The following is a 22,967-nucleotide window of genomic DNA, read 5'->3' as shown; positions in this document are numbered from 1 at the left end:
GGCCTCCATCAAATCAAATATTTCTTAAAAATATAACTTACATTAAACTCCGGATTTGCTTTTTGAATTCTAGAATAAATTTGTCATTATTAGACTTGAAAGCAATATTATCAGAATCAGTTTTACTTAGTACTTTCTCTAAATCATCAATATCATCAATAAGTACTATATTATATCCCTTGTTTTTAACTTCATTTGCAAAAAATAATTGATGATCATTCACATGCTCATCATATTTTTTTTGTCTTGGAACTACTATTGTTCTTTTACCCAATGAAAGAGACTTCATGAAAGTAGATGGGCCACCATGACATATAACAGTAGATGAATTATCCATATAATAATTCATCTCTTCAAATGACAAAAACTTACTCCATTTACAGTATTTAGGTTCATATGTCGAATAACCAGTTTGAATAAATACATCATCTTGTATTAGATTATCCTTAACCATTTCATCCACTTTTTTTACCAGACGATTAAATGGTTGCTCATGTGTTCCCACAGTAACAAAGATCATCAGAATATCCCTCCCAAATTAATAGCTTTAGGATAGACCTTCTTCATTTCTTCCCATTGAACCACAAACAAATCAGTTATAGGATAAACTAATTTCCCTGTTAAAGTTGGCTTATCCATTCGATCAAATACCTCAATATAAACTGTCTTTGCTCCAAATAGTTTCCCCACGTAAAAAAATGGAACGGCAACAGCTGCACCGGATGAAATAATCAAATCAGGCTTCTCTTTTTTTAAAACCTTAAAAGCAAGAAAAGTATTTTTTACTAAGTTTTTGATATTTCTATTGGTTGGGTAATAACAATTGTATTTCTTTTCACCTTTCAAAAGACTATTAGCATCTTTTTTATCGAAAGTAACCCAAAACCTATCTTCATTAATCCAAAATTTCTTTAATAAATATAAATGGGTCAAGTGTCCACCACTAGACCCAACTAAACAAACTTTCATATTGTCTCCTCTTAATATGCTGCATTAGGATGTACAAATACACCAACCGTCTTAAACAACACGTACATATCAAACCAAAACCCACGATGATCAATATACTTCAAATCCAACTCAACCATTTCATGGAATCCCACATCATTACGACCACTGATTTGCCATAATCCTGTACAACCAGGTTTCACAGCTAATCTCAACTTATCATATTCCGTATATTCCTTAACTTCACGTGGCAAAGGTGGTCTTGGTCCAACTAAACTCATATTGCCTAGCAAAACATTAACCAGTTGCGGAAGTTCATCGATACTATATTTACGAATGAACTCGCCTACTTTAGTAACACGTGGATCTTCTTTCATCTTAAACATGGCGCCCTCAATTTCATTTTCATCAAGCAATTCTTTCAAATGCTTATCGGCGTCAACGACCATCGATCGAAATTTATACATCTTGAATGGTTCTTGTTTTTTGCCCAAACGAATCTGTGAATAAAACACCGGCCCTTTTGGATCCTCAATTTTAATAGCAATGGCAACTATCAAGAACAATGGTGATAAAAGCACTAGACCTATAAAGCTTGCAACAAAGTCAAAAATACGTTTTATCCCTTTATAAAGATAGCGTCTTTCTTGATATTCAAAGTTTATGGCAACATTTTTACCTTCATCATTGAAATATTCCAATGCTTCTCCCCCTCAACATATATTATTTATCCTAAAATAACCAAAATCTCTTTTTCTTCTTAAACATTTCAGAAATCTTCTGACTGTCCATATCTGCCACATCATCCCCATTGATGATATTCTTGGCATTCTCATTGAACAGTTCAGCTTTCTCCTGTCCTTCTTCTTTTGCCAACTTATCAAAGGCTTCTTTCATCAAGAACCTTCTCCCCTTAAAGTTATGAGCATCAGAAGCAAAGGTATAACCGAGATTGGCTTTGACCATTTTTTCTGTTAAACGTTGGACCTTTGAACCAAAGACACCAACGTAGCTGCTGGCTGTCAATTGAGTCAAGCAGCCCATTTTTACAAATTCATATAATTTATCTGGATCTTTTTGAAATCCCGCGTTTCGTTCTGGATGGGCCAATACTGGCGTGATACCGCGAGTGATTACGTCAAACAGCATGTCAGTCGTATACTCTGGCACACTATCATGAGGTAACTCTAGCAATAGGTAACGACGTGTTTCATCCATAAATAATACGTCACCGATTGCGATTGCTCTGGTTAAATCTCCATTCAGATGTACTTCTTGCCCCGGAAAGACTTTTAGAGGTATGTGATTTATTTCCAAAGCGTTTTGAAAATAAGCCGTTTGACTAACAACATCTTGACTGTGATTGGTATAAGTTCCATCCATATGATGCGGTGTTAATAAAATATGACTGATTCCTTGACTCACAGCTACTTTCGCCAAATCTAGCGACATTTGTAAGTCTTTAGATCCATCATCAACTCCTGGCAAAATATGGCAATGCAAATCAATTAGTTTCATTTTTTATCAGCTCCGTAATAGCCGCCATAGTGACCACCATAATAGCCACCGTAGTAGCCGGTACTCTCTCTTATGACACGATTCATCACAAATCCTAAGATATTAGCGTGAACAGTTTCTAGTGCTTGTTGTGCATGAGCAACACCGGATTTTTCAGCGATTCCTTGAGGAACTACCAAAACAACCCCGTCGACCTTTGTAGCAAGTACTTGAGCATCAGTAACCGAGTTAGCTGGTGGTGCATCAAGTATCAACAAGTCGAATTTGTCAGCTAAACGAACTAGTAAATCCTTTGTTCGCATACTACCGAGTAGTTCTGACGGATTAGGTGGAATTGGTCCACTAGTAATAACGTACAAGTTATCGACCATCGTCTTTTGAACGACATCTTCTAATTCAGCGTTACCCAATAGGTAGTTTGACAAACCAAACTTATTGCTGAGGTTAAAAGTCTTGTGCATGGTTGGACGACGTAAATCGGCATCGATCAAGATGACTTTGTCACCTTGTTTTGCCCAAGTAACCGCCACATTGTTACTAACTGTTGATTTACCTTCTGATGGTGCTGAAGAAGTGAACAAAATCGACTTCAATTTCTTATCAACTGATGAGAATTGAATGTTTGTTCTAATCGTCTTGAATTGTTCTGACACGGTACTTGTAGGGTCATCATAACTAATCAAGCCAACACCGTGTTTCAAACTGTAATTGTCTAGTTTTTTTCTCTTACTCTTAAATAATTTCATCTTCACCTAGACCCTTCTGTGACTTTCTGAATTATTGCCACGAGTAGTTTTTGCACGATTTCTTCTAGTTTCAGCAGTCTTTTCAATATCTTTTTGGTCAATTTCATTAACTATCCCTAAACTAGTTAATCCTAAATCACCAGTCAAAAAGTCTTCTGTTGTAACTGTCTTATCCGTAATTTCACGAATAAAGGCTAAGGCAATTCCCAGTAGTAGTCCTAAGACGATTCCTGCTAAGAGGTTCAAAGTCTTTTTTGGACTGACAGGCTTATGATTGACAGCCGCATCAGATACGATTGAGACGTTATTGATACTCATGATCTTAACGACTTTCTTCTTGAAAACCCTAGCTGTATAGTTAGCAATCGCTGCCGCTGTTCCTGGATCTTCTGACTTAGCTGTCACTGAGAATACTTGTGAGTTTTGAGAATTGCTGATAGATAAGGAATCTTTCAAAGCACTGATTGAACCAGGATAGCCTGGATATTGCTTAATTTCCTTATTAACGCTCTTCAAAACAGTTGGACTAGTAATGATGTCCTTATAAGTACTGATCATCTGCACATCAGCTTGAACTTGTTGGAATTGTGCCCCTTGCATGTCCGCTGAAAGTTTACGATTGACCAAAATCTCAGTCGTTGCACTGTACTTAGGCGTCATAACGAAGAAAGTTACGAATACCGAAGCCATGAAAACAACGATAGTAGTTCCTAAAATTGCACGAAAATGTTTACGCAATATGCCCCAAATTTGTAGCATACTAATAGTTTGTTCTGATCCCACTATATCCTCCGAAAAATGTAAAAAAATCCTTCACACCATATATATCAAGATATATATTTTAAATTTTGTACCTATTTTCTGTTATATAAAAAGTATAGTCTTCTTGGCAATTCCTAACAATGGTAGTTTGGAATTTTATTTTATAAAGGAAAATATTAGAAATCATAAAAATATTAACAACTGCAATAGGCAACATACTAATTATTCCATACATTCCTTATTTAAACATAAATTCCTGTACTAAACAGCAAAATTTTATAAAAAAAGCCCATCAATCATTTGATGAACTCTTTATAATCTATTTTTTAACCATTCGATATGATTTTTCTCACGTTCGATAGCACGCGTCAAAATCAAATAATGACCAAAATTTGCTTTAATTTTTTCTTTATCAGTGAAAACCTTACTCAAACGGCCCTGCAAGTACTCATACTTATCTTGTTTGAGTTTTAATTCTTGTTCCAGCAATTTTTTTAACAACGGATCAGTTGAATCATTTATAAAATATAGTTTTAATGAAAACATTTCTTCATTGCCATCGAGTGGTTCTTGCATCCAATTACGCAATACTTCATGACCTGTCGTTGTCAACATATAATAGGTAGCTTTACCCTCTTCTTCATCCTTGACCCAATTGTCTTCTTTCATCCTAGCAAGTTCTGGATAAATCTGACTGTGCGAGGCATGCCAAAAATCGCCAACTTCATGTTTGAACTCTTGGCTGATTTGGTATCCCGATAATTTCTTCTTATTGTTAATCAATCCTAATAATACGTATGGTAAAATTCGTTTCTTCGGCATAATTTTCTCCACAAAAAAATGATATACAGCTTTGTATATCATTTTAACACGCTATTTGTTGATACGACGGTAGTTTTCGTCAAAGTATTTACCATTTCTAATGTCATCTGGCAAACCTTTGTAAGGTGCTTCACTGATAACATCTTCGTTATTTTGTCCAGCATCGCCCATGTATGTGATGTTAGCAAATTCGGGAACGACCATCTTAGGATATGTTTCGTACTTTTCACGTGATTCTTCCATTAAGTCGATGTGTTCATTTTGGTAAGTAACTGTAATTTCTGGATGTTCTTGAACCCACTTAGGGAAGAAAATTGTTCCGTGAAGTTTCTTTTCGTTAGGCATGAAGTCCAAAGCAACGTCTGTACCAGTAGGTTCTGTCCAAGAAATCTTGTAGATACCTTCTGTAAGCATTACGATGTCAGCTTCTTGATCAGTTACCCAACGGCCGCCAACCATACCGCCATGGATACGGTAGTCAACAGTGTGGTCGTTTTTAGCGTACCATTCGTATTCCCAACCGTTATCGTAAGTATAAATGAAATGTGTTCCTAAAAAGTCTTCTAAAGTTTTAAATGTTTTTGTCATGTTTAAAGTTCTCCTTGTTTCTCGTATGTCGTTATCGACAGTTAATAGTATATGTCGTTATTGACATATAGTCAAGGATTTGTTTTGAATATGATTGCAAAAAAATAGCCTAGGGCTCGTGAGCTACCTAGACTTGATTCTATGCTTATATAATAATTATTACTTATCATTAGCCATCTGATTCATAACTTGTGCTGTCACAGGAATATCAGAATACTTTCCAATCTCATCTTTACTCATCACAACAGTATTAGTTGGTGATTTAGCCAATTCGGAAAAGGCTTGAATTTGTTGCGCTGTGAAGTATTTATTATCAACTGAAGCCAACATATCATTCAATTTCTTAATCTCATAGGCTTTGGCATCGGCTCTAGCAATCGTGGCAGCAGCTTCAGCTTTAGCAGTCGAAACCGTGGCGTCATTTTTAGCTTTAGTTTCAATCTCTATACTTCTAGCTTCACCATTAGCCTTGGCAATTGCGGCGGTCTTTTCACGGTCAGCTCTGATTTGTTTCTCCATTGATTCGGTGATGGATGCGGAAGGCTTCAACTCATCAATATTGACACGATCGACTTTGATTCCATAAGTATTGGTCAAATCTCCAATCGCATTAGCCAAGTCGGCGTTGATTTTTGAAGTGGAACCTAGAGCTTCATTTAAGTCGATCTTACCAATGATATCACGCAAGTGACCACGGACTAATTGGATCATCGACTCAACTGAATTGCTATTCTCATATTCGAACTTTCTAGCATCAGTCACGTGATAATTCAAAGTTACGTTAGTCTGCACTTCAGCATTATCTTTAGTAATAACTGAATAACCTTGCAAAGCCAACGGAATCATTGCCAAATCGACGATTCTGACTTTTTGAAAGATAGGAATGTAAAAATTCAACCCCGCTCTAACTTCTCGACTGTACTTCCCTAATGTTTCCACCAAACCAACATGATTTTGACGGACTACTTTTAACCCAAACATATATTTTCGCCTACTTTTCTGATTTTAATTCTTGAATTGTTAAAATATTGCCATTTGCTTTGATAACTTGATAACTCTTTTTACTATTAACGGAATCATTTGCCAACAAATCATAGCGATAGTAAATACCTTTGACCTCGATCAAGTCGTTTGCCATATTGATCTTGTCGCCCCCAACGACCGATCCTACTATTTGGCGCTGCTCGAGGTTGTTAGTTGGTACTGCTTCACTAAGTTTGGTGACAATATAGTTATTCACACTGCGATTTTCACGGTTAGCATCTTCCGTGATCCGTTCGTATAAATCTTTATCTAATCGCAATGCAATCATTTTATCTGCCATATTTTTATTATATATCATCTTAATATCAATGTGATATCACAATGATATTGACATAGTGTAAAAAAAGCCGAACCTAAATCGATTCAGCTTTGTGTTGATAATGCTTATATAATCCTGAATAACGCTCTTTGTAATCTGGTTTCCAAGGTTTATCCCGACCGCAGAAATGCAAGATTACCGTATGATCGATTACCCAGTCGATATCCCACTCACCATTACTCTTGGCAAAATACAGTGGATTCATTCTGGCATCGTAATTGTAAATCTCGTCCGGTATCATCATAATATTTTGTCCGTACAAGCCATTAAGAATATCTTGATCAGGTAAAAGTAACGTCCGTCCCATTTTATTAATGTAATCAAAAATATCTTGAGCTTTGACATTTTTGCGAATAGCTTCTAAATCCATCAACATGATCCCTGAATTGTAGTAGCTTTCTGTTTCATAATTTCCTAGTCTTAATTTGTTCAAGTTATCGGTCACATCTAAAGAAACGTGGCTAGCAGCCGCATACCAGTAATCTTTCAAATCTAAGTTATACAGTGGCTTCAAATCATTGATCACCAAAATATCAACATCCAAATAAAGGATTCTTTTGATATTTTTAGGCAAATACTTGTAAGCCAACAACCGATAATAAATCGTCTTCGGATAGCGGTCAGTCGTCGGTGCTTGGTCGAATTGGTCGTCTTTGATAATGACTGGATGATAGTGCATCCCTAGCTTTTGGCAAAATTGCTTGATCCTGTCAGTTGCTTGTAGTTTCTTATCTTGAATCACGTAAACCGAATACTTATCAATAGTAGAATTTTGTTTGATTGAGTACAAAGTCGTCATTAATTGTTGCGTCACGTTGTCATCAATCGCAAATAATAAATTCATACTTCCCCTCCTGTGCAATCCTAGTTATTTCCATTATACTAATAACTAAAGTTTGAAAGTACAAAAATGGGCCTTATTGCTTGAGACCTATAACATACAATCCATCATATTTTCTTGACAAAAATCACAATGCGTGCGTTATTTACAAATAACGAAAATATTGTTATATTTTATGTACTTAAGATAACTTGTGAAGGAATAACGCTGGGTCCCATAATGGGGTAGGTACTTAAAGGTACTGAGAATTCCTATGTGCCTGAGGTTATCTTTTTTTATTTGGCTTTTTTAAACTTTCAACAAAATTCTTAGGATCTTTTTTTATTTCATCCATAATAAAATCTATAAATTGTTGAGAGTATGTAAAATTATGCTGTTTGCCAATGATATGTTCATATGAATATTGGGGCATTCTTTTAATATCATAAAAATCTATGATTAGGCTAAGTACATACTGGTTAAATCCAGGAGTGTAGTTTAGTTTTAAATTTTGTTTATTTAGACGCTCGTTAACGGCAGTAATTACACTATTGTATGAATATTTATGAGTATCGGATGGATCTTTTAGTTCTTTGATGAAAGCAACTTTATTGTCGGAAGTTTTGTCAACCTTAACTGTGAAATCGGCATCTGATTTTTTCTTAGTTATAAATAATTGTTGTTTAATATTTATAGAAAATTTATCAGAGTTATACTCCTTACTCAAAACGTCTATCTCATTGGCTTGTTTAATTAATCTTTCGGCAATTTCCGCAGGATATTTAAGCTTTATTTCTTCATTTGATAGTGGTTCATATCTTGCTGAGATTGTAAGAAAATTTTGTGGTATATGTTTAGTTATATCAACGTCGTGAAATTTTTGAATTTCATTTACAAAATTAATAGTGCAAGCTTGAAATAACGGTGCATATTTCACTTCATAGTCTTCAGTTATAAAGTGTGTACTCGTATTTCTTAATTCAATTATTTTTTCCAGATTTAATCTAATACGAGTGTTCTTATCTGAATATATTTTTTTAATAACTTCACCTAGGCTTAACGTTCTATTAGGCATATCTTTAAAATAAATGCTTTCATCTCTATTTAATAGTTCTGCTTTTAACATTAACTCCCAGGCATTACAAATAAAAAAGCTGAATCCTTCTATTCTATACTTAATAGTTGGCTTATTATAAATTTCTATCCCCATGATAAAGGCCTCAACGCTCTTATCAACTAATCTCTTTTTAGTATTTTCCATTGGTTAATCACTCCATATCTATGTTGTATGTGTTGGATAACTCAGTAACTAGTACTAGTATAGTATAGAAATTTACACGTTACTTCAATAACATTGGGGTGAAGTCTATTTTCATACTTTCAATCTTTAACCTAATAATTATCAAACGAGATAGAGGCACACAAATGATAAAACCAATTAACCACGATACGACTTTTTTAGCTCAAAAAGCTGAACTAGCGACCAAGGCTGATCAAAACGTCGTGACTGACTTACTAGATACCCTAAAAGCTAACTCCAAAGATTGTGTCGGCATGGCAGCTAACATGATTGGTGTCAACAAGCGTATCATCGTCTTTTCCATGGGTATGATGAATGTTCCGATGATCAATCCAACTATTATTAGTAAATCCGGCAAATATGAGACTGAGGAAGGTTGCCTTTCATTAGTTGGGCAACGTAAGACTAGCCGTTATAATAGGATAAAAGTTAAATATTTGGATAGCAACTTCCAAACTCATACCCAGGAATTCAGTGATTTTGTAGCTCAGATTATTCAACATGAAATTGATCATTGTGATGGGATTTTGATATAACAAAAAGGCGACTTCATTCAAAAGTTGAACTGAACCCCATAAGTTGGGCTCTTTGTCAAATCGTATTGATGAATGATTTTGAGCTCATTGAGCATCCTCATCAAGGATGCTCTTTTTCTATGCACAAATCAGTCTTATTCTTTTAATAAAGTGTTCAAGATTTCTAAAGCCATAAGAATTTCTTTTTAGTTTCTTTATCTTTCCAATGGTGCCCTCTAGAGGGCCATTGGAATATGGCAATAAGCAACTATTTTTCACATAATCTATGTTTTTTCGTAACGTTGTAATGGCTGTATCCATTGCAGTTCCATTTCTTTTATATCCAGAAGTAGTTTCCTGAAGTAGATTTATGTCATGATATCTTATTGATCTTTGAATACTCTGATAAGTACCATAAGCTTCCTTGAAAATTGGTATTTCATCAGTAGCTATATCGATGACATTTTGAATAGTCGTAAATTCATTTATGCCGACAATAAATTTTATATGAGTATCGTCTACATCTTCCTCTGGAAGATGATATAGACGCCAATCAGATTTCATTGCTTTATATATACGAGATTTTTTATCAGGCAATTTTTTTAAAGAATTGATACGTACTTGATCCAAGGCTCTACTACAAAGTTGAACTATATGAAACCTATCTACGACAATGCGAGCATTGGGGAATATACGATGAACGACTAATTGATAGTTGGCATTTAAGTCGATTGATACGGTTTTTACAGCTTGTCGTTCCGATAAGCTGTAATTATTTATAAAGTGTTCAGTTATTGTTTTAGACAGTCTGTCATGTATCAATTCGACCAATCGATGCGTATCCGCATCGATGGCGATAAATGTAAAAATATTTTTTACGGATCTAAACTCATCAAAACAAAGATTTTCTGGCAAATGCGCACATCTATTAGGAATTTTGGTATTACTATATAAAATCCTACTTACAGTATTGGCTGAAATACCGATGACTTTAGCTATTGATGACAGAGTAAATGATTCTTTAGCCATGGAAAAGATTCTATTCTTAATCTGTTTGGTCATAGTATGATTTTTTATCAATAGATCACTGTGGGCACCGCAGGTGCTTCCACAGTTCCTACACAGGAATCGTTGCTTTCTTAGTACTAGGTGGTACTCGATACCATTAAAGCTAGCTAATCTTGCATTAGTGGTTCTTTTACCATTTTTAACTAGTGTATTCATTCCACATTGAGGGCACCTATATAAAGAATAAGATAGTTCAGCATTCACTATTTTAATGTGTTTTATAACGCCACGTTTTTTTATCTTGGCATCCTTTACTGAAACATTTTTTATATTATTGTCTTTTATGTCTAGTGCACATAGTATAGAATTGTCTTGGGACATCATTGTTCACTCCTGTTTGATTTGGTTTGGTCGCTTAAATCTTAACACGAGAACAGTGATGTTCTTTTTTTATTTCAAAGAGTATAAAAAAACTGGTATTGATTGTTCATCAATACCAGAAAGTTTAGAACCATAAGTTGGAGTAATCCAAACTTATGAGGTTCTTTTTATGTTTTCAAAAGAAATTAAAATTAAGGTAGTTCTTGATTATCTTTCAGGTAAAAGCTACACGTCTATCACTAGAAAGTACGGTATCAAAGGCTCCGCAACTATTTATCATTGGGTACGTTTGTTCAAAGAATTTGGAGTTGAAGGGCTCACCAACAATTACTCAAAGACTTTCTATGATTATTCGTTTAAAATCAAAGTAATAACTTGGCGAGTCGATCATAGAGCATCATATCCAGTAACTGCTAAAAGATATAAGATCCGTAATCCTACGACAATCTGGCAATGGGAACGAGATCTTGAATCGGGTCGCCTAAAACCAAATGATAGGCGGTCTGGGAAAATGACTGATAAAAAACCACGTACGGCAGAAGAACTTAAACATTTAGAAGAAGAGAATCGTCGGCTTAAGATACGGGTAGCTTACTTGGAAAAATTGCATGCCTTAACTCAGAAGAAGAAAAACTCTCAAATCAAGAAAAAGCACAAATAATAAATGAGTTAAGGCAAGAATTCAACGAACCCTTGGCAATCATATTAGAAGTCGTAAACATGTCCAGTAGTAGTTACCATTATTCACAGAGCCATTCTTACAAGTCATATCCAGAAGAGCTAGTGTCTGAAATCAAATCAATTCGTACAGAGTATAAAGACTATGGATATCGCAGTGTAACAATGGAACTTCATAACCGTGGGATCAAGGCCAATCATAAATTAGTTCTTAAAATAATGAACAAACACGGACTCCTTTGTCATGCCTTTGATAGAAAAACTAGAAAATATAATTCTTATAAAGGAAATGTTGGCAAAAGAGCCAAGAACAAACTAAACAGAAGGTTTATTACCGATAGACCCTTTCAGAAGATCACTACCGATGTTACTGAACTTCGCTGGGGTAATGGGACCACATCAGAAAGAGCATATTTTACGGCATTCATGGATATGTACAGTGATGAGGTCATCAGTTGGAATATAAGTCTTCATCCTAACGTCGAATTCGTTACAGATACATTGGATGCGTTGATTGAGAGATTACCAGAACTGCCTTACCGAATGACGATACATTCTGATCAAGGATTTCAGTATCAAAACTATGAATATGTATCTAGACTAAAGAAAAATCGCATCATCCAAAGCATGAGTCGCAAAGCGACATGCCTGGATAATGCGATAATGGAAAGTTTCTTTCACATTTTAAAAGTAGGTACTGTACATAACAATGAATATAGCTCCTATGAACATTTGAAAGAAGAGATATCCAAATATATCTACTACTACAACAATAAACGAATAAAAGCAAAATTGGCCGGAAAGACCCCGATAGAATATCGAAATCTTTCCGACCAACTTATTGCTTAAAATAAACTCCAATTAATGGGGTTCACTTCAAGTCGTCTTTTTGTTTGAAATTATTTGATATCGTTAGCTGCTACCCATTCGTTAGTAGAAACACGATACATCTTTTGTCCATTGATTGTTGCTACTCGATCAGTGTACCAAGCAGTATTTTTAGCTAAAGCACGGTTCTTAACGATTTCTCCAGTAGCTGTATATAGTTGTGCTTGATTCTTAGTCTTAACTGTTTCATTAATACTTGTGACTTCTAGACCATCGTCTAGTTTAGCCCATTCATTTGTAGCTACACGAATATAACGAACACCATTCAATGTCATTAGCTTGTCGCCAACCCATGATGAATCTTTACCTAAGGCACGGTTCTTAATCAAGTTTCCACCATCAGTATACAATTGAACATTTTTTGTAGTAGAAGTTACAAAAACAGTACGGTGTTCAACGACAGTCTTTTCGTCAGCAGGTTTTTCTTCTGGCTTAGTTGTGTTGTCTTTATCAGTATTTGTATTGTTGTTATTACTACTATTGTGGTGGTTATTGTTTGTATTAGTAGATGGCTTTGAAGGTTTATCAGGATTTGATGGAGTATCAGTTCCTGGGTTGTCTTTGCCTGAATCAGTCTCTGGTGTGTATGTTGTACCATCTGGATTAGGGAAAACTTCTGGAGAATCTGGCAAAAGAATAACTTTATCTATGTAGTTTTTAACTGCATTCTCTTTCTTTGCTGCTATTTCACTTACCGTTGCATCATCAGCATCTGTTTGCATCCATTTTAAATCTGCTGGTATACTTTGTACTGCTTTTTGTACATCAGGATTAGACTGATCTTTTCGATCAAGAGAATCACGTTGGAATGCTAAGTATCCGTACATTTCTGCTTGTACATATTTACTATTTGGAGTAGTACTAATTGCATCCGCAGAAACTTCTGTTGTTTCTCCATTACTATTAGTTAATTCCGCTTTAGAAATTTCATCAGCTTCATCAAATGAAATAGAAAGCTTACTTCCATCGCTCATAAGAATATTTTGGACACCCGACTTAAATTCAAAATATTCTGGCATATCACCACGTCCACCCGTATTTCCCATTTGATATGGAACGTTTTTAGCCGTCAAATCTCCACCTTTTGTTTTTACGGTTAAGTCATTGCCGGTAATATCGTCTAAATACATATTCAAAACGTTTATATTTGCTTTTCCTTTACTTAAAGATTCTCCATCAGTAATCTCAGTACCTTCAACCTTTTTAACTAACTCTTTAAAATGTTCAGATACTTCTGATGTACCATTAAGTGAATCAGCTTCTGCCTTCAACATTGCTAAATCTGCTTTATAATTATTAAAAGCTTCATCAAAAGTACCATATGTTGACTTAGCAGTCTCTTTTTCAGTATCAGTATCTTTTGTTTCATCAGTCTTACCGGCAACTTCTGTCTTATCCTCAGTAGCCAAAACTGTTGTTGCATCCCCGACTTGTGTACCAACAGCTAATGCTGCGAGTCCAAGTACAATTGGGCCATAGTAAAATTTCTTCATAATAATCCCCTTATAAAAATATTTTCCGAACACTAATAATTTTATCATTTTAAAGGATTTAATAAATATTTTTATTATTCAATAATTTTTTCAACATTTTGAACTTCGACAATTCCTGATCAGATGATATTAAGATAAAAATCCAAACAAAAAAGACGACTGATTAAAGTCGTCTTTTTGTTTACAAATTTTTATCTTTGTTCTGAATTTCTTTCAGCAGTAGCTTCTTTATCGAATTCTTCTTCAGAACCGGCTGCAGCTGATAATTTGGCTAGATGTTCATAAGTTGATGTAACATCTTCTTTTGCCAAAACGTTCTTAAGTCTTTCGTTACCTTTGTGCATGTCGACAATTGTCCAAACTAACAATGCTAGAACAGCAGCGATTAATACATAAGCAATGATATTAGCTTGCATTGTTTGTGCACCAGTTAATTTATCACCATAGAAGGCTTGGATTTGACCTGGTAAACCGTAAAGGTTCAAGAATGTCAAAGCAATAACTGATAACCAACCGAATCCTTTGATCCAAGTTGAGTTCTTGAATTTGTTACCCATTTCTGTAGCACTATCTGTCATTAATAGTAGTGGCAACATTGAGAATGGAAGTGCGAAAGCCAAGAAGACTTGTGAGTTATTCATCAATGTATTCAAAGCTTCGTGCTCATCAATTGCACTCTTACCACTTGTTAACATAACACAGATAAGAACAGGGATAACTGAGATCAAACGTGTAACCAAACGACGTAACCATAGAGGCATTCTCATGTGAACGAAACCTTCCATGATAACTTGTCCAGTTAAAGTACCAGTAATAGTTGAGTTTTGACCTGAAGCAAGCAAAGCAACAGCGAACAATGTTGAAAGTACACCTGACTTAGCAACGGCAATCAAAACACCATTACTCAAAGTTGATGTATCTGATAGAGCTTGGTACAAACCGAAGAATGATGGATCTTTAACAGCACCACTCTTGAATACGGCAACACCCATGATAAGTAGTAAAGCATTAACGAAGAAAGCAGCTGTTAATTGAATATTTGAATCCCAAGCTGAGAAACGAACATTTTGAGCAACTGACTTTTCATCAGCGTGGTTAACTTTTCTAGTTTGTGAAATAGCTGAGTGTAGGTACAAATTGTGAGGCATAACAGTAGCACCAATGATACCTAAAGCACCTGTTAATGGTGTTTGGCCACCGATTGATGGACTTGGTGAGAATGTCTTACCTGTTGGGATCAAACCGGCAAATACGCCACCCCAATCAGGATTTGATAAAGCAACTTGATAAACGAAAACGAATAAAATAACAAGAATTAAACATACAACGATAGCTTCGATTTTTCTGAAACCAATCTTTGTTAATAATAGCAATACCAAAACATCACCAACAGTGATAAATACGGCAATTACTAATGGAATATTAAATAGTAAGTACAAAGCGATGGCACCACCGATAACTTCGGCAATATCAGTCGCCATAATAGCTAACTCGGTTAGAATCCATAAAACGATTCCCAGTGATCTACTAGTTCTAGCACGAATGGCTTGCGCTAGATCCATCTTACTCACAATTCCTAGTTTAGCAGCCATATATTGCAGTAACATGGCAATTAAACTAGACATTAGAATAACTGACATTAATAGGTATTGGAAATTTTGACCACCGGTAATTGATGTTGACCAGTTACCTGGATCCATGTATCCAACAGCAACTAGTGCCCCTGGACCTGAGTATGCGAACAAAGTTTTGAAAAAGCCCTTGTCTCTTGGTACATCGACGGTTCCGTTAATCTCTTGTAGAGATGGACCGTTTGCGTATTCGATTAATTTATGCTTTTCAGCCATGATTAATCTCCCCTTATTATGATTTCTTTATAAATGTACTAGCGAATGATCATCACAGAAATTGGTGAATATTTCGCCATATATGCAGCTTGAGAACCGAAATACTTTCTGATTCCCTTTTTGGAAAGTGACCCTATAACTAAAAGATCTGCATCACACGAAGGAATAACATCCTTAACGATTGTTTCACCAGGATCTCCTTCAGCTACCATGAGTTCAACATTCTTAACTCCAGCATCCAAAGCAACCTTGCGATATTCCTGCATGTGCTCTTCTAACTCTTTACGCTCACCGTGAACGTAGTCTTTCGTGAGTGCTTGGTAAACATTCATATCACTATCTTCCAAAATAGAAGTAATGATCAACGTTGAGCCGTCCTTGATGCAACGGTGCATCGCATATCTAAATGCTAATTGGGCATCGGGTGAATCATCGACACCAACCAAAACACGTTCAAAAGTGTTGTTTTGATTCGACATTGGTTTGTCCTCCAATACATTTTCTAAAAACAAGCAGTCCTGCTCGTCTTTCCAAAATCCATTCTACCCCAATTTAATTCGTTGTAAACTATTTTTTAAGGTTACCTAATAAAAAATATCTAAAATGTAATATTTTCAAAATATTTCAGAAAACGGTTACCGCCAACTGTAGCAAGGGATTAAAAGACTATTATGAGGTATATCAAGAAAATTTTACCCCCTACTTAACTATTTTGTTCAAAACAATTATGTTATATTAAAGTCGTTCGGGATAGGATTTATAGTAATTTTATATTGTTTTAATAAAAAATCTATATACATATAGTATAGTTAGGACTTTTTTTCGAAATTTGTAATAATATTATTAGGTCAAGCTAACTATTTGTTATGGTAAATATTTTATAGGGGGTTAATATGAAATATCCAACTCAAATCCAAGATCAAACAAATATCAACTACCAGAAGTATCAAGCACATAGTTGGATTACTTCTGAATTGTTGATTGGTATGTACTCAAGGGTTTTTACCAATTTATTATTAGCTGACAATCAAATATTTAAATAAAGTTATATCGTTATTTTTTTCCGAATTATTTGTAACATCCCAAATTAAAAAAAGTGGTGAACGAATTGTGAATGATTTAAATTTTTTACGATTAATATTCGAATTAGGTGGAAGCTTTCAAAATGTTAATAATATCGATCTCGCTGTTAAAGCCAATGTCAGCAAGGCTTCTATTTCCGATCGTACGCAGCATTTATCAAAGTTAGGTTTAGTTAAATATACTAAATACTATGGAACTAAGTTGACGAAAAAGGGTTTGAACACCGTTATCCCTTTAATTCAACAACACAGCCTCTTAGAAATCTGGTTGTTAGACAAGCTGAACATTCCTTTAGGCCAAGTTTATGAGAAAGCCAGTCAATTGTGTGAAAATCCTGATCCTTTAGTGATCGATCGACTAAATATTTATCTGGACTATCCAAAAACTTGCCCACATGGGAATATTATTCCTATTAACTGTCCTATTCCGGAATTTTCTGATTCTTCCTTATTATCTAAACAAGTTACTTCTGATAGATATTGGAAAATTATTAATTTTGCGGAAGACAATTACCTCTTCCAAATTCTTAGTAACATCGACATCCAACTAGGCGACCAGATTCAAATCTTAAATATCAATGACTACGATCATTCAATGGTAGTTTTGAATTTACGCAATAATATCAAGCAAATTTTACCCAAGAATATCACTAAGATGATTCGGGTCGACAAAGTTACCGCAATGGAAAAGAGCGTTTGAAGACACATGATTTTTACAATCACGCGTTGTCAAACGCTCTTTTTTTAGTTTTATAATTTTTTTAAATAAATGAGATAGTTCTAGAAATCACTATCTAGTCGGGAGTGAGAGCCCTGAAAAATGCTCAGCCGCCAGATTTACGTTAGCGATTTATCGCTTACGTAAAGACCAAGCTTGGAAACAACACGCCTTTGGTCCATGTGTTGGTTTCAAGTTGTGTCGGCAGCGTTCCAGCATTTTTCAGGGCCGAACGGACGACGGTATACTACTACTCTATTGGGTCAATAATAGTAGAAACTACAGCTTCAATGGAAGAAACTAGTGGACTGTCGGGAGTGATTCCTGATTTAGCAAAACGATCTTCCCACCATTGACTACGAATGTGTTGAACTGTATCAACTACCTTGTTGCCAGTTTCGGTCAAATTCAAAATCTTTGTCTTACCTGCTCCATTCGACTTAGTTAAATAGTTGAGTTTTTCCATCTTATTGATTTCTCTAGTGGCTAAACCTTTGTCGATAACTAAAGATCTGGCAACTTGATTTTGACTAATATTTTCATAGTCGCTAACGGCTAACAAAATACAAGCGGCAGTTGGATTCAAGTTGATTTGATTGAATTTTTCCCTCGTATCCTTGTAATATTGTCTGTGTAAGATAGAAATATCTTGTGCTAAATATCCAATGTTTTTCATTTGCTTTCACTCCACTGAAAAGTTTTCTGTGTTGACAAATCAACACGAATGTTTTAATTTTTATCTATAATGATAATAGAAATTAGAAAAAGAGGCTAGATATAATGACAAAACAACCTAATGGTGCTCAAGCTTTGATTCAAAGTATGATCAACCAAAACGTTAAATATATTTTTGGATTGCCTGGGGCCAAGATTGACCAACTATTCGAGAATCTCGAACATAACGATAATCCCCAAACTCCTAAACTAATCATCACCCGTCACGAACAAAATGCGGCTTTCATGGCTGCTGGTATCGGACGTTTGACTGGTAAACCTGGTGTTGTCGCTACTACTTCTGGACCTGGTGTTTCTAACTTGGCTACGGGATTGATCACGGCAACTGCTGAAGGAGATCCTGTCGTTGCCTTAGGTGGTCAAGTTCCACGAAACGATATTGCTAGATTAACGCACCAAAGTATCTCAAGTAAAGAGCTTTTGTCCGCAGCTACTAAGGATAGTGTCGAAGTCCAAGATGCCAACAATCTTTCGGAGTCTTTTGCAAACGCTTACCAAACAGCTGCTGCACCTAAAGCTGGGGCTACTTTCATGTCCATCCCTCAAGATGTCTTGAATGATGAAGTTACTCGCAATACTATCAAGAGTCTTTCCCCCGTTGAACAAGGTGGAGCTGACCAAGATACTGTTAATGAAATTATTGAAAAAATCAAAAATGCTAAATTGCCAGTAATCTTAGCCGGTATGCGTTCTTCTACTAATGAAGTAACTCATAAGATCCACAAATTTTTACACAAATTCTCAATTCCCGTCGTTGAAACTTTCCAAGGGGCTGGAGTTATCTCACGTGACCTAGAAAAGAACTACTACGGACGTGTTGGCTTGTTCAGAAACCAAATCGGTGACACTATTTTGAAGGAAAGCGACTTGATTATCGCTGTCGGCTACGATCCTATTGAATATGAAGCTCGTAATTGGAACGTTGGTCGCACAGGCGAAATCATTAATCTCGACAGTATCGCACCTGAAATTACTAATGATTACCAACCAGATCTAGTTGTCCAAGCTGATATTGCTAAAACTTTGGACGAAATCAGTGAACAATTACCTGATGATATTGATTTAGGTGAAAAAATGCATCAACATCTGGCCGATCAACAAGAGAAATTTACTAAAAAGGATGCTATCCCTGAAAATCATTCCGATAAAAATGGTATTCACCCTCTTGCTATCATTCATGCTTTACAAAACCAAGTTAATGATGACACGACCGTAACAGTTGATGTTGGTAGCTTGTACATTTGGATGGCCCGTCATTTCAGAAGTTACAAGCCAAGACACTTGCTATTCAGTAATGGTATGCAAACACTTGGAGTTGCTCTTCCTTGGGCGATTGCCGCAGCTTTGGAACGTCCTGAACAACCTATCGTATCCGTTGCTGGTGATGGTGGCTTCCTTTTCTCAGGACAAGAATTAGAAACAGCCGTCCGTTTAAATCTCAACATCGTGCAACTAGTTTGGGACGACGGATATTACGATATGGTTCGTTTCCAAGAAATTGCCAAATACGGTCACGATTCTGGAGTCAAATTAGGATCAGTTGATTTCGTCAAATACGCTGAAAGCTTCGGTGCTACTGGTATGCGTGTCGAGAGAACCGAAGATCTTGAACCAATGTTAGCCAAAGCTTTCGCTACAAAGGGACCAGTCGTTTTGCACATCCCTGTAGACTACTCTGACAACATCAAACTAGCTTCCAAGTTGGTTGACGACGTCTTGAATTAAAAATACGAGGTACTATTATGTCAAAAACACATACACTTTATCAACATGGTACATTAGCTTTATTAGTTCCTGGCTTATTAGATGGTACGATTACGATGAAAGAACTACTTGAACACGGCGATACTGGTATCGGTACTGGTGAAGGACTTGATGGCGAATTGATTATTTTGGACGGCGTTCCTTATCAGGTTGACCATAACGGCAATGTTAATGTTGTCGAAGATGACTTTACCCTACCATTCGCTAACAGCCATTTCGCTGAATACAAACGTTTGACTGATGTCGAAGAATTATCACAAGCTGAATTGGACAAAAAAATCGGTGCTATGACGAGTGCAAACACCTTTTATTCTATTAAAGTCCACGGTACTTTCACTAATATCAAAACTCGTGCCGTTAAGAAATCCCACAAGCCTTACGCTACTTTGGGAAAAACAGCTGAAGATCAAAGTATTTTCCTACGTGAATCAGTTGAAGGAACACTGTTGAGCTACTACTCCCCTCAAATCTTTGATGGTGCAGCAGTTGGCGGTTTCCATCACCATTTCTTATCCGATGCTCATGACTTTGGTGGTCACGTTCTAGGATTTGGTGGTGCTACTGGTAATGTTGAAATTCAGCAATTTGATACGTTGGAACAACACTTGCCAATTCATAATAAAGATTTTATGAACTATGATTTCTCTGATTGGGATATCTTAGGAGAAATTCATAACGCTGAATGATATTAAAAGAGTTTGGGACAAAAGTCCTAAATATCAAAAAAACGAGATGACAAATTCCGATAATTGGAATTATCATCTCGTTTTTATTTTTGAATTAGAAATTATGCCTTGTTCTCAGCACTATTATCAAGTGAGAGATATTGAACTTAGATTTAAATCATCCCTATGTATATAGGGAACACAATAGTTCTCGAACTAAAGAAGCTGTTCATCTAGAATCACCCCTATGTATATAGGGAACACACTAAGAAAAGATTGATATATCAACATTTCAAAATTAGAATATCACTTATTTTTATCAACTTAAAGAAAAAACTCTCTTTTTATTCTAAGCAACTGTAATTTTAAAATTATAATAATCAACAAGATTTTCATTAAAAAAATCAGTTTATTAGTTTGACCTTATTCATTTCAATATTGGATAGTAATTTTGGACAATCATCAATCACTCTGCAAATCTAATCGACACAAAGACACTGCCCAAAATTAAAACCGATCCAACAACAAAACCAATCGTAATGCCTTCACCTAATAACAACCAGCCTAACAAAGTTCCAACAATTGGCTGCAATAAATAAAACAATCCCGAAACACTAGTGCTGACCATCGTTAAGCCTTTGTTCCACATCACAAAAGCTGCTGCCGTTGAGATAGCTCCCACGTAAAACAGACAGAGCATGACTTTAGGATTGAAGAAATTGATTGAAGTGAAGTCAGCCACATCGTTAATAACGAACGGTGTCAAACACAATAAGGCTATTGTTGCTGAAATAATTGTAATTTGAAGTGCTGAATAATTAGGGAATTTCTGAATCATAACCGACATCAACGACCAAGTCAAAGCGGACACAATCAAGAAAAATACTCCGGTCAAGATGTGTTTGCCACTTAAATGGATGCCAACAATCATAATTACGCCTAAAGTTGCCATAATCAACGACATGATTTTGACTTTAGTTAACTTCTCCTTTAATAGTAACCAAGCAAAAATCACCATAAATGTCGGAGTTGAAGAAGTCACGACTGCACCCGTTTGAGCGCTAGAAAACCAAGTTCCAGTCTCCTGTGCCACTAGAGAAACTGCATAGCCAGTCAGTCCGATGGGAATGAACCACTTCAAGTCCTTTACATGAAAATTCCGCTTTTCTTTTTTGATGATTGAAAAACCAACCAAAAAGACTATCGCCACAGCATAGCGTAACCAAACTAATTGCAACGGATGAACTTGACTAACGATGACCTTGACTGCTACGAAAGTTCCACCCCAGATACAGGCTGCTACACTTAGTAGAATTGAACCAACTAACTTATTATTCATAATGCTACTTTCCTTTTTTCACTGGATTTCTCTCACGAATCTCAGTGGGAATTTCTTAAAATATCCTCAAGGAAACCTTTACTAAAATCAGATTATAGCATTTTATTTTGGCAATAGTTCATTTTCAATATTACAGTTATAAGACATTTTGTAAGTTTAATTATTTATTTGATTTTTAAGTATTATTACTTCCCTTTTTTGCTTTCGAGCATACTTAATAGTGATGTTTGTCCCACTGTTTTCATTGGTTTCTAAGACAATGACTTTATCACTCAAGCCACTCTGCCACTGATCTCTTTCAGCTAATCGAAACGGAGCCACTTTAGTCATCGGTGGATAAGTTGTTAATAACAATCCGCCACTTTCGATGATTTCTTGAGCCAATTCGATATTTTCTGACGGGTAAATTTTTTGAGCTAAACCGTGTGCCAGAACAGCAATCGTTTGACCATTATTTTGTAAACAAGTTTTGTGAGCAACTGTATCACATCCCAATGCTAAACCAGCCACGATGACATGATCTCTTGATACTAAATATTTAGTCAGTCTCTGCCCTTGCTTGATAGTGGTCGCTTGTGGTTCCCTAGTCCCAATAACAGCAGTCAATTTAGGGCGATTTAACAAGCTCTGATCACCTTTGGCATAAATTATAGGTGGGAAATTATCCAAATTTAATAAGCGTTGTGGATATGTTGCATCTTGATAATTAATAATAGTTACTCCTAATTCTTGAGCTAAATCCCACTGCTCTTGAGCCTTTTTCTCGTATTCATCCCACAATTGTTTAGAGATTCGTTTTGGAAAAGTTTTCCCGTTGTTACTAAGTACTGTCACTGGATCAACTCCGGTTGCTAAAAAATTCAGCACTGTAATCGGTCCAACGTAGGATATTTGCAATAAAATTAAGATCAACCTTGTTAATGGTGGCATAAATTTATCCTTTCTTGATACTTCTAAAAATAAATTACGCACTAAAAAAGGCAAATC

General features: G+C 35.7%; 26 protein-coding genes. 7 read left to right on the top strand and 19 right to left on the bottom strand.

Annotated features, from left to right (window positions below; genetic code table 11):
- Window positions 1–37 precede the first annotated feature (37 nt).
- From pssE to G6534_RS01020, 12 genes are all read right to left on the bottom strand, one after another.
- Entirely contained in the window at window positions 38–520 is a 483-nt protein-coding gene (pssE, locus tag G6534_RS01075) for a PssE/Cps14G family polysaccharide biosynthesis glycosyltransferase (protein ID WP_182083040.1), read from the bottom strand.
- Window positions 520–969 (bottom strand): PssD/Cps14F family polysaccharide biosynthesis glycosyltransferase, encoded by a 450-nt coding sequence (gene pssD, locus G6534_RS01070; RefSeq protein ID WP_182083039.1) that lies wholly within the window; start codon window positions 967–969, stop codon window positions 520–522. The genes pssE and pssD overlap by 1 nt, the downstream gene beginning before the upstream one ends.
- A gap of 11 nt (window positions 970–980) precedes the next feature.
- Window positions 981–1,649, bottom strand: a complete 669-nt coding sequence (locus G6534_RS01065) for a sugar transferase (protein ID WP_059075181.1) — start codon at window positions 1,647–1,649, stop codon at window positions 981–983.
- Between the two features lie 31 nt (window positions 1,650–1,680).
- Window positions 1,681–2,466 carry a tyrosine-protein phosphatase gene (locus G6534_RS01060; protein WP_059075182.1) on the bottom strand — a complete coding sequence of 262 codons (786 nt, stop codon included), beginning with the start codon at window positions 2,464–2,466 and terminating at the stop codon, window positions 1,681–1,683.
- On the bottom strand, window positions 2,463–3,212 hold the full coding sequence (locus G6534_RS01055) for a CpsD/CapB family tyrosine-protein kinase (RefSeq protein ID WP_059075189.1): 750 nt from the start codon (window positions 3,210–3,212) through the stop codon (window positions 2,463–2,465). The genes G6534_RS01060 and G6534_RS01055 overlap by 4 nt, the downstream gene beginning before the upstream one ends.
- Window positions 3,213–3,218: 6 nt before the next feature.
- A complete protein-coding gene (locus tag G6534_RS01050) occupies window positions 3,219–3,995 on the bottom strand; it encodes a YveK family protein (protein WP_059075183.1) in 777 nt (258 codons plus the stop codon).
- 291 nt (window positions 3,996–4,286) lie between these two features.
- On the bottom strand, window positions 4,287–4,796 hold the full coding sequence (locus tag G6534_RS01045) for a PadR family transcriptional regulator (RefSeq protein ID WP_059075184.1): 510 nt from the start codon (window positions 4,794–4,796) through the stop codon (window positions 4,287–4,289).
- A gap of 51 nt (window positions 4,797–4,847) precedes the next feature.
- Window positions 4,848–5,384, bottom strand: coding sequence for a phenolic acid decarboxylase (locus G6534_RS01040; protein ID WP_182083038.1), 537 nt, complete (start codon window positions 5,382–5,384; stop codon window positions 4,848–4,850).
- Window positions 5,385–5,543: 159 nt separating this feature from the next.
- On the bottom strand, window positions 5,544–6,365 hold the full coding sequence (locus G6534_RS01035) for an SPFH domain-containing protein (protein ID WP_057814322.1): 822 nt from the start codon (window positions 6,363–6,365) through the stop codon (window positions 5,544–5,546).
- A gap of 10 nt (window positions 6,366–6,375) precedes the next feature.
- Complete coding sequence (locus tag G6534_RS01030) at window positions 6,376–6,708, bottom strand: HicB domain-containing protein (RefSeq protein WP_010020902.1); 333 nt, start codon at window positions 6,706–6,708, stop codon at window positions 6,376–6,378.
- A 73-nt stretch (window positions 6,709–6,781) separates the two neighbouring features.
- Complete coding sequence (locus G6534_RS01025) at window positions 6,782–7,591, bottom strand: glycosyltransferase family 8 protein (RefSeq protein ID WP_059075186.1); 810 nt, start codon at window positions 7,589–7,591, stop codon at window positions 6,782–6,784.
- Between the two features lie 262 nt (window positions 7,592–7,853).
- Window positions 7,854–8,828 (bottom strand): DUF3644 domain-containing protein, encoded by a 975-nt coding sequence (locus G6534_RS01020; protein WP_059075187.1) that lies wholly within the window; start codon window positions 8,826–8,828, stop codon window positions 7,854–7,856.
- 164 nt (window positions 8,829–8,992) lie between these two features.
- Between G6534_RS01020 and G6534_RS01015 the strand changes: the two genes are divergently transcribed.
- Window positions 8,993–9,403 (top strand): peptide deformylase, encoded by a 411-nt coding sequence (locus tag G6534_RS01015; protein ID WP_059075188.1) that lies wholly within the window; start codon window positions 8,993–8,995, stop codon window positions 9,401–9,403.
- A 117-nt stretch (window positions 9,404–9,520) separates the two neighbouring features.
- On the opposite strand, the gene G6534_RS01010 is transcribed toward G6534_RS01015, so the two are convergent.
- Window positions 9,521–10,774, bottom strand: coding sequence for an ISL3 family transposase (locus G6534_RS01010; RefSeq protein ID WP_182083037.1), 1,254 nt, complete (start codon window positions 10,772–10,774; stop codon window positions 9,521–9,523).
- A gap of 166 nt (window positions 10,775–10,940) precedes the next feature.
- On the opposite strand from G6534_RS01010, the gene G6534_RS01005 reads away from it, so the two are divergent.
- Both G6534_RS01005 and G6534_RS01000 read left to right on the top strand, forming a co-directional pair.
- The gene (locus tag G6534_RS01005; RefSeq protein ID WP_182083036.1) at window positions 10,941–11,432 is read left to right on the top strand and encodes a helix-turn-helix domain-containing protein; all 492 of its coding nucleotides are present in this window, start codon (window positions 10,941–10,943) and stop codon (window positions 11,430–11,432) included.
- Complete coding sequence (locus tag G6534_RS01000; RefSeq protein WP_182083258.1) at window positions 11,375–12,298, top strand: IS3 family transposase; 924 nt, start codon at window positions 11,375–11,377, stop codon at window positions 12,296–12,298. Before G6534_RS01005 ends, G6534_RS01000 begins: the two co-directional genes overlap by 58 nt.
- Before the next feature lie 50 nt (window positions 12,299–12,348).
- Here G6534_RS01000 and G6534_RS12145 read toward each other — a convergent pair whose 3' ends face one another.
- The 3 genes from G6534_RS12145 to G6534_RS00985 all read right to left on the bottom strand — a co-directional run bounded on the left by G6534_RS12145 (window position 12,349) and on the right by G6534_RS00985 (window position 16,156).
- Window positions 12,349–13,830 carry an SLAP domain-containing protein gene (locus G6534_RS12145; RefSeq protein ID WP_238788906.1) on the bottom strand — a complete coding sequence of 494 codons (1,482 nt, stop codon included), beginning with the start codon at window positions 13,828–13,830 and terminating at the stop codon, window positions 12,349–12,351.
- 191 nt (window positions 13,831–14,021) lie between these two features.
- Window positions 14,022–15,677: an Nramp family divalent metal transporter gene (locus G6534_RS00990; RefSeq protein ID WP_059075211.1), complete on the bottom strand. Its 1,656-nt coding sequence runs from the start codon at window positions 15,675–15,677 to the stop codon at window positions 14,022–14,024.
- Between the two features lie 38 nt (window positions 15,678–15,715).
- On the bottom strand, window positions 15,716–16,156 hold the full coding sequence (locus tag G6534_RS00985; protein ID WP_059075212.1) for a universal stress protein: 441 nt from the start codon (window positions 16,154–16,156) through the stop codon (window positions 15,716–15,718).
- A gap of 414 nt (window positions 16,157–16,570) precedes the next feature.
- Here G6534_RS00985 and G6534_RS00980 point away from each other — a divergent pair, with 414 nt between their 5' ends.
- Window positions 16,571–16,720: a hypothetical protein gene (locus G6534_RS00980; protein ID WP_161936678.1), complete on the top strand. Its 150-nt coding sequence runs from the start codon at window positions 16,571–16,573 to the stop codon at window positions 16,718–16,720.
- A 67-nt stretch (window positions 16,721–16,787) separates the two neighbouring features.
- Entirely contained in the window at window positions 16,788–17,459 is a 672-nt protein-coding gene (locus tag G6534_RS00975) for a metal-dependent transcriptional regulator (RefSeq protein ID WP_059075213.1), read from the top strand.
- A 268-nt stretch (window positions 17,460–17,727) separates the two neighbouring features.
- Here G6534_RS00975 and G6534_RS00970 read toward each other — a convergent pair whose 3' ends face one another.
- Window positions 17,728–18,153, bottom strand: a complete 426-nt coding sequence (locus G6534_RS00970) for a MarR family winged helix-turn-helix transcriptional regulator (protein WP_059075214.1) — start codon at window positions 18,151–18,153, stop codon at window positions 17,728–17,730.
- 104 nt (window positions 18,154–18,257) lie between these two features.
- Here G6534_RS00970 and alsS point away from each other — a divergent pair, with 104 nt between their 5' ends.
- Window positions 18,258–19,937: an acetolactate synthase AlsS gene (gene alsS, locus G6534_RS00965; RefSeq protein WP_059075215.1), complete on the top strand. Its 1,680-nt coding sequence runs from the start codon at window positions 18,258–18,260 to the stop codon at window positions 19,935–19,937.
- 17 nt (window positions 19,938–19,954) lie between these two features.
- Window positions 19,955–20,662, top strand: a complete 708-nt coding sequence (gene budA / locus G6534_RS00960) for an acetolactate decarboxylase (protein ID WP_059075216.1) — start codon at window positions 19,955–19,957, stop codon at window positions 20,660–20,662.
- Window positions 20,663–21,107: 445 nt separating this feature from the next.
- Here the strand turns inward: budA and G6534_RS00955 are convergent, their stop codons facing one another.
- A complete protein-coding gene (locus tag G6534_RS00955; RefSeq protein ID WP_182083035.1) occupies window positions 21,108–21,980 on the bottom strand; it encodes a DMT family transporter in 873 nt (290 codons plus the stop codon).
- Window positions 21,981–22,136: 156 nt separating this feature from the next.
- Window positions 22,137–22,910, bottom strand: coding sequence for a DNA-processing protein DprA (locus G6534_RS00950; RefSeq protein ID WP_153000028.1), 774 nt, complete (start codon window positions 22,908–22,910; stop codon window positions 22,137–22,139).
- Between the last annotated feature and the right edge of the window lie 57 nt (window positions 22,911–22,967).

Source organism: Companilactobacillus pabuli (assembly GCF_014058425.1).
Taxonomy (GTDB): Bacteria; Bacillota; Bacilli; order Lactobacillales; family Lactobacillaceae; genus Companilactobacillus; species Companilactobacillus pabuli.
The sequence above is the reverse complement of the archived record's forward strand: the minus strand, read 5'-3'. Positions and strand labels throughout refer to the sequence as shown.

What these genes read in the sequence shown, in the direction of transcription:
- pssE (WP_182083040.1), bottom strand. Translation starts at nt 520, where the DNA reads ATGATCTTTGTTACTGTGGGAACACATGAGCAACCATTTAATCGTCTG.
- alsS (WP_059075215.1), top strand. Translation starts at nt 18,258, where the DNA reads ATGACAAAACAACCTAATGGTGCTCAAGCTTTGATTCAAAGTATGATC.
- G6534_RS01040 (WP_182083038.1), bottom strand. Translation starts at nt 5,384, where the DNA reads ATGACAAAAACATTTAAAACTTTAGAAGACTTTTTAGGAACACATTTC.
- G6534_RS00970 (WP_059075214.1), bottom strand. Translation starts at nt 18,153, where the DNA reads ATGAAAAACATTGGATATTTAGCACAAGATATTTCTATCTTACACAGA.
- G6534_RS00990 (WP_059075211.1), bottom strand. Translation starts at nt 15,677, where the DNA reads ATGGCTGAAAAGCATAAATTAATCGAATACGCAAACGGTCCATCTCTA.
- G6534_RS00980 (WP_161936678.1), top strand. Translation starts at nt 16,571, where the DNA reads ATGAAATATCCAACTCAAATCCAAGATCAAACAAATATCAACTACCAG.
- G6534_RS12145 (WP_238788906.1), bottom strand. Translation starts at nt 13,830, where the DNA reads ATGAAGAAATTTTACTATGGCCCAATTGTACTTGGACTCGCAGCATTA.
- G6534_RS01045 (WP_059075184.1), bottom strand. Translation starts at nt 4,796, where the DNA reads ATGCCGAAGAAACGAATTTTACCATACGTATTATTAGGATTGATTAAC.
- pssD (WP_182083039.1), bottom strand. Translation starts at nt 969, where the DNA reads ATGAAAGTTTGTTTAGTTGGGTCTAGTGGTGGACACTTGACCCATTTA.
- G6534_RS01060 (WP_059075182.1), bottom strand. Translation starts at nt 2,466, where the DNA reads ATGAAACTAATTGATTTGCATTGCCATATTTTGCCAGGAGTTGATGAT.
- G6534_RS01010 (WP_182083037.1), bottom strand. Translation starts at nt 10,774, where the DNA reads ATGATGTCCCAAGACAATTCTATACTATGTGCACTAGACATAAAAGAC.
- G6534_RS01035 (WP_057814322.1), bottom strand. Translation starts at nt 6,365, where the DNA reads ATGTTTGGGTTAAAAGTAGTCCGTCAAAATCATGTTGGTTTGGTGGAA.
- G6534_RS01025 (WP_059075186.1), bottom strand. Translation starts at nt 7,591, where the DNA reads ATGAATTTATTATTTGCGATTGATGACAACGTGACGCAACAATTAATG.
- G6534_RS01055 (WP_059075189.1), bottom strand. Translation starts at nt 3,212, where the DNA reads ATGAAATTATTTAAGAGTAAGAGAAAAAAACTAGACAATTACAGTTTG.
- G6534_RS00985 (WP_059075212.1), bottom strand. Translation starts at nt 16,156, where the DNA reads ATGTCGAATCAAAACAACACTTTTGAACGTGTTTTGGTTGGTGTCGAT.
- budA (WP_059075216.1), top strand. Translation starts at nt 19,955, where the DNA reads ATGTCAAAAACACATACACTTTATCAACATGGTACATTAGCTTTATTA.
- G6534_RS01030 (WP_010020902.1), bottom strand. Translation starts at nt 6,708, where the DNA reads ATGGCAGATAAAATGATTGCATTGCGATTAGATAAAGATTTATACGAA.
- G6534_RS01005 (WP_182083036.1), top strand. Translation starts at nt 10,941, where the DNA reads ATGTTTTCAAAAGAAATTAAAATTAAGGTAGTTCTTGATTATCTTTCA.
- G6534_RS00950 (WP_153000028.1), bottom strand. Translation starts at nt 22,910, where the DNA reads ATGCCACCATTAACAAGGTTGATCTTAATTTTATTGCAAATATCCTAC.
- G6534_RS01020 (WP_059075187.1), bottom strand. Translation starts at nt 8,828, where the DNA reads ATGGAAAATACTAAAAAGAGATTAGTTGATAAGAGCGTTGAGGCCTTT.
- G6534_RS00955 (WP_182083035.1), bottom strand. Translation starts at nt 21,980, where the DNA reads ATGAATAATAAGTTAGTTGGTTCAATTCTACTAAGTGTAGCAGCCTGT.
- G6534_RS01015 (WP_059075188.1), top strand. Translation starts at nt 8,993, where the DNA reads ATGATAAAACCAATTAACCACGATACGACTTTTTTAGCTCAAAAAGCT.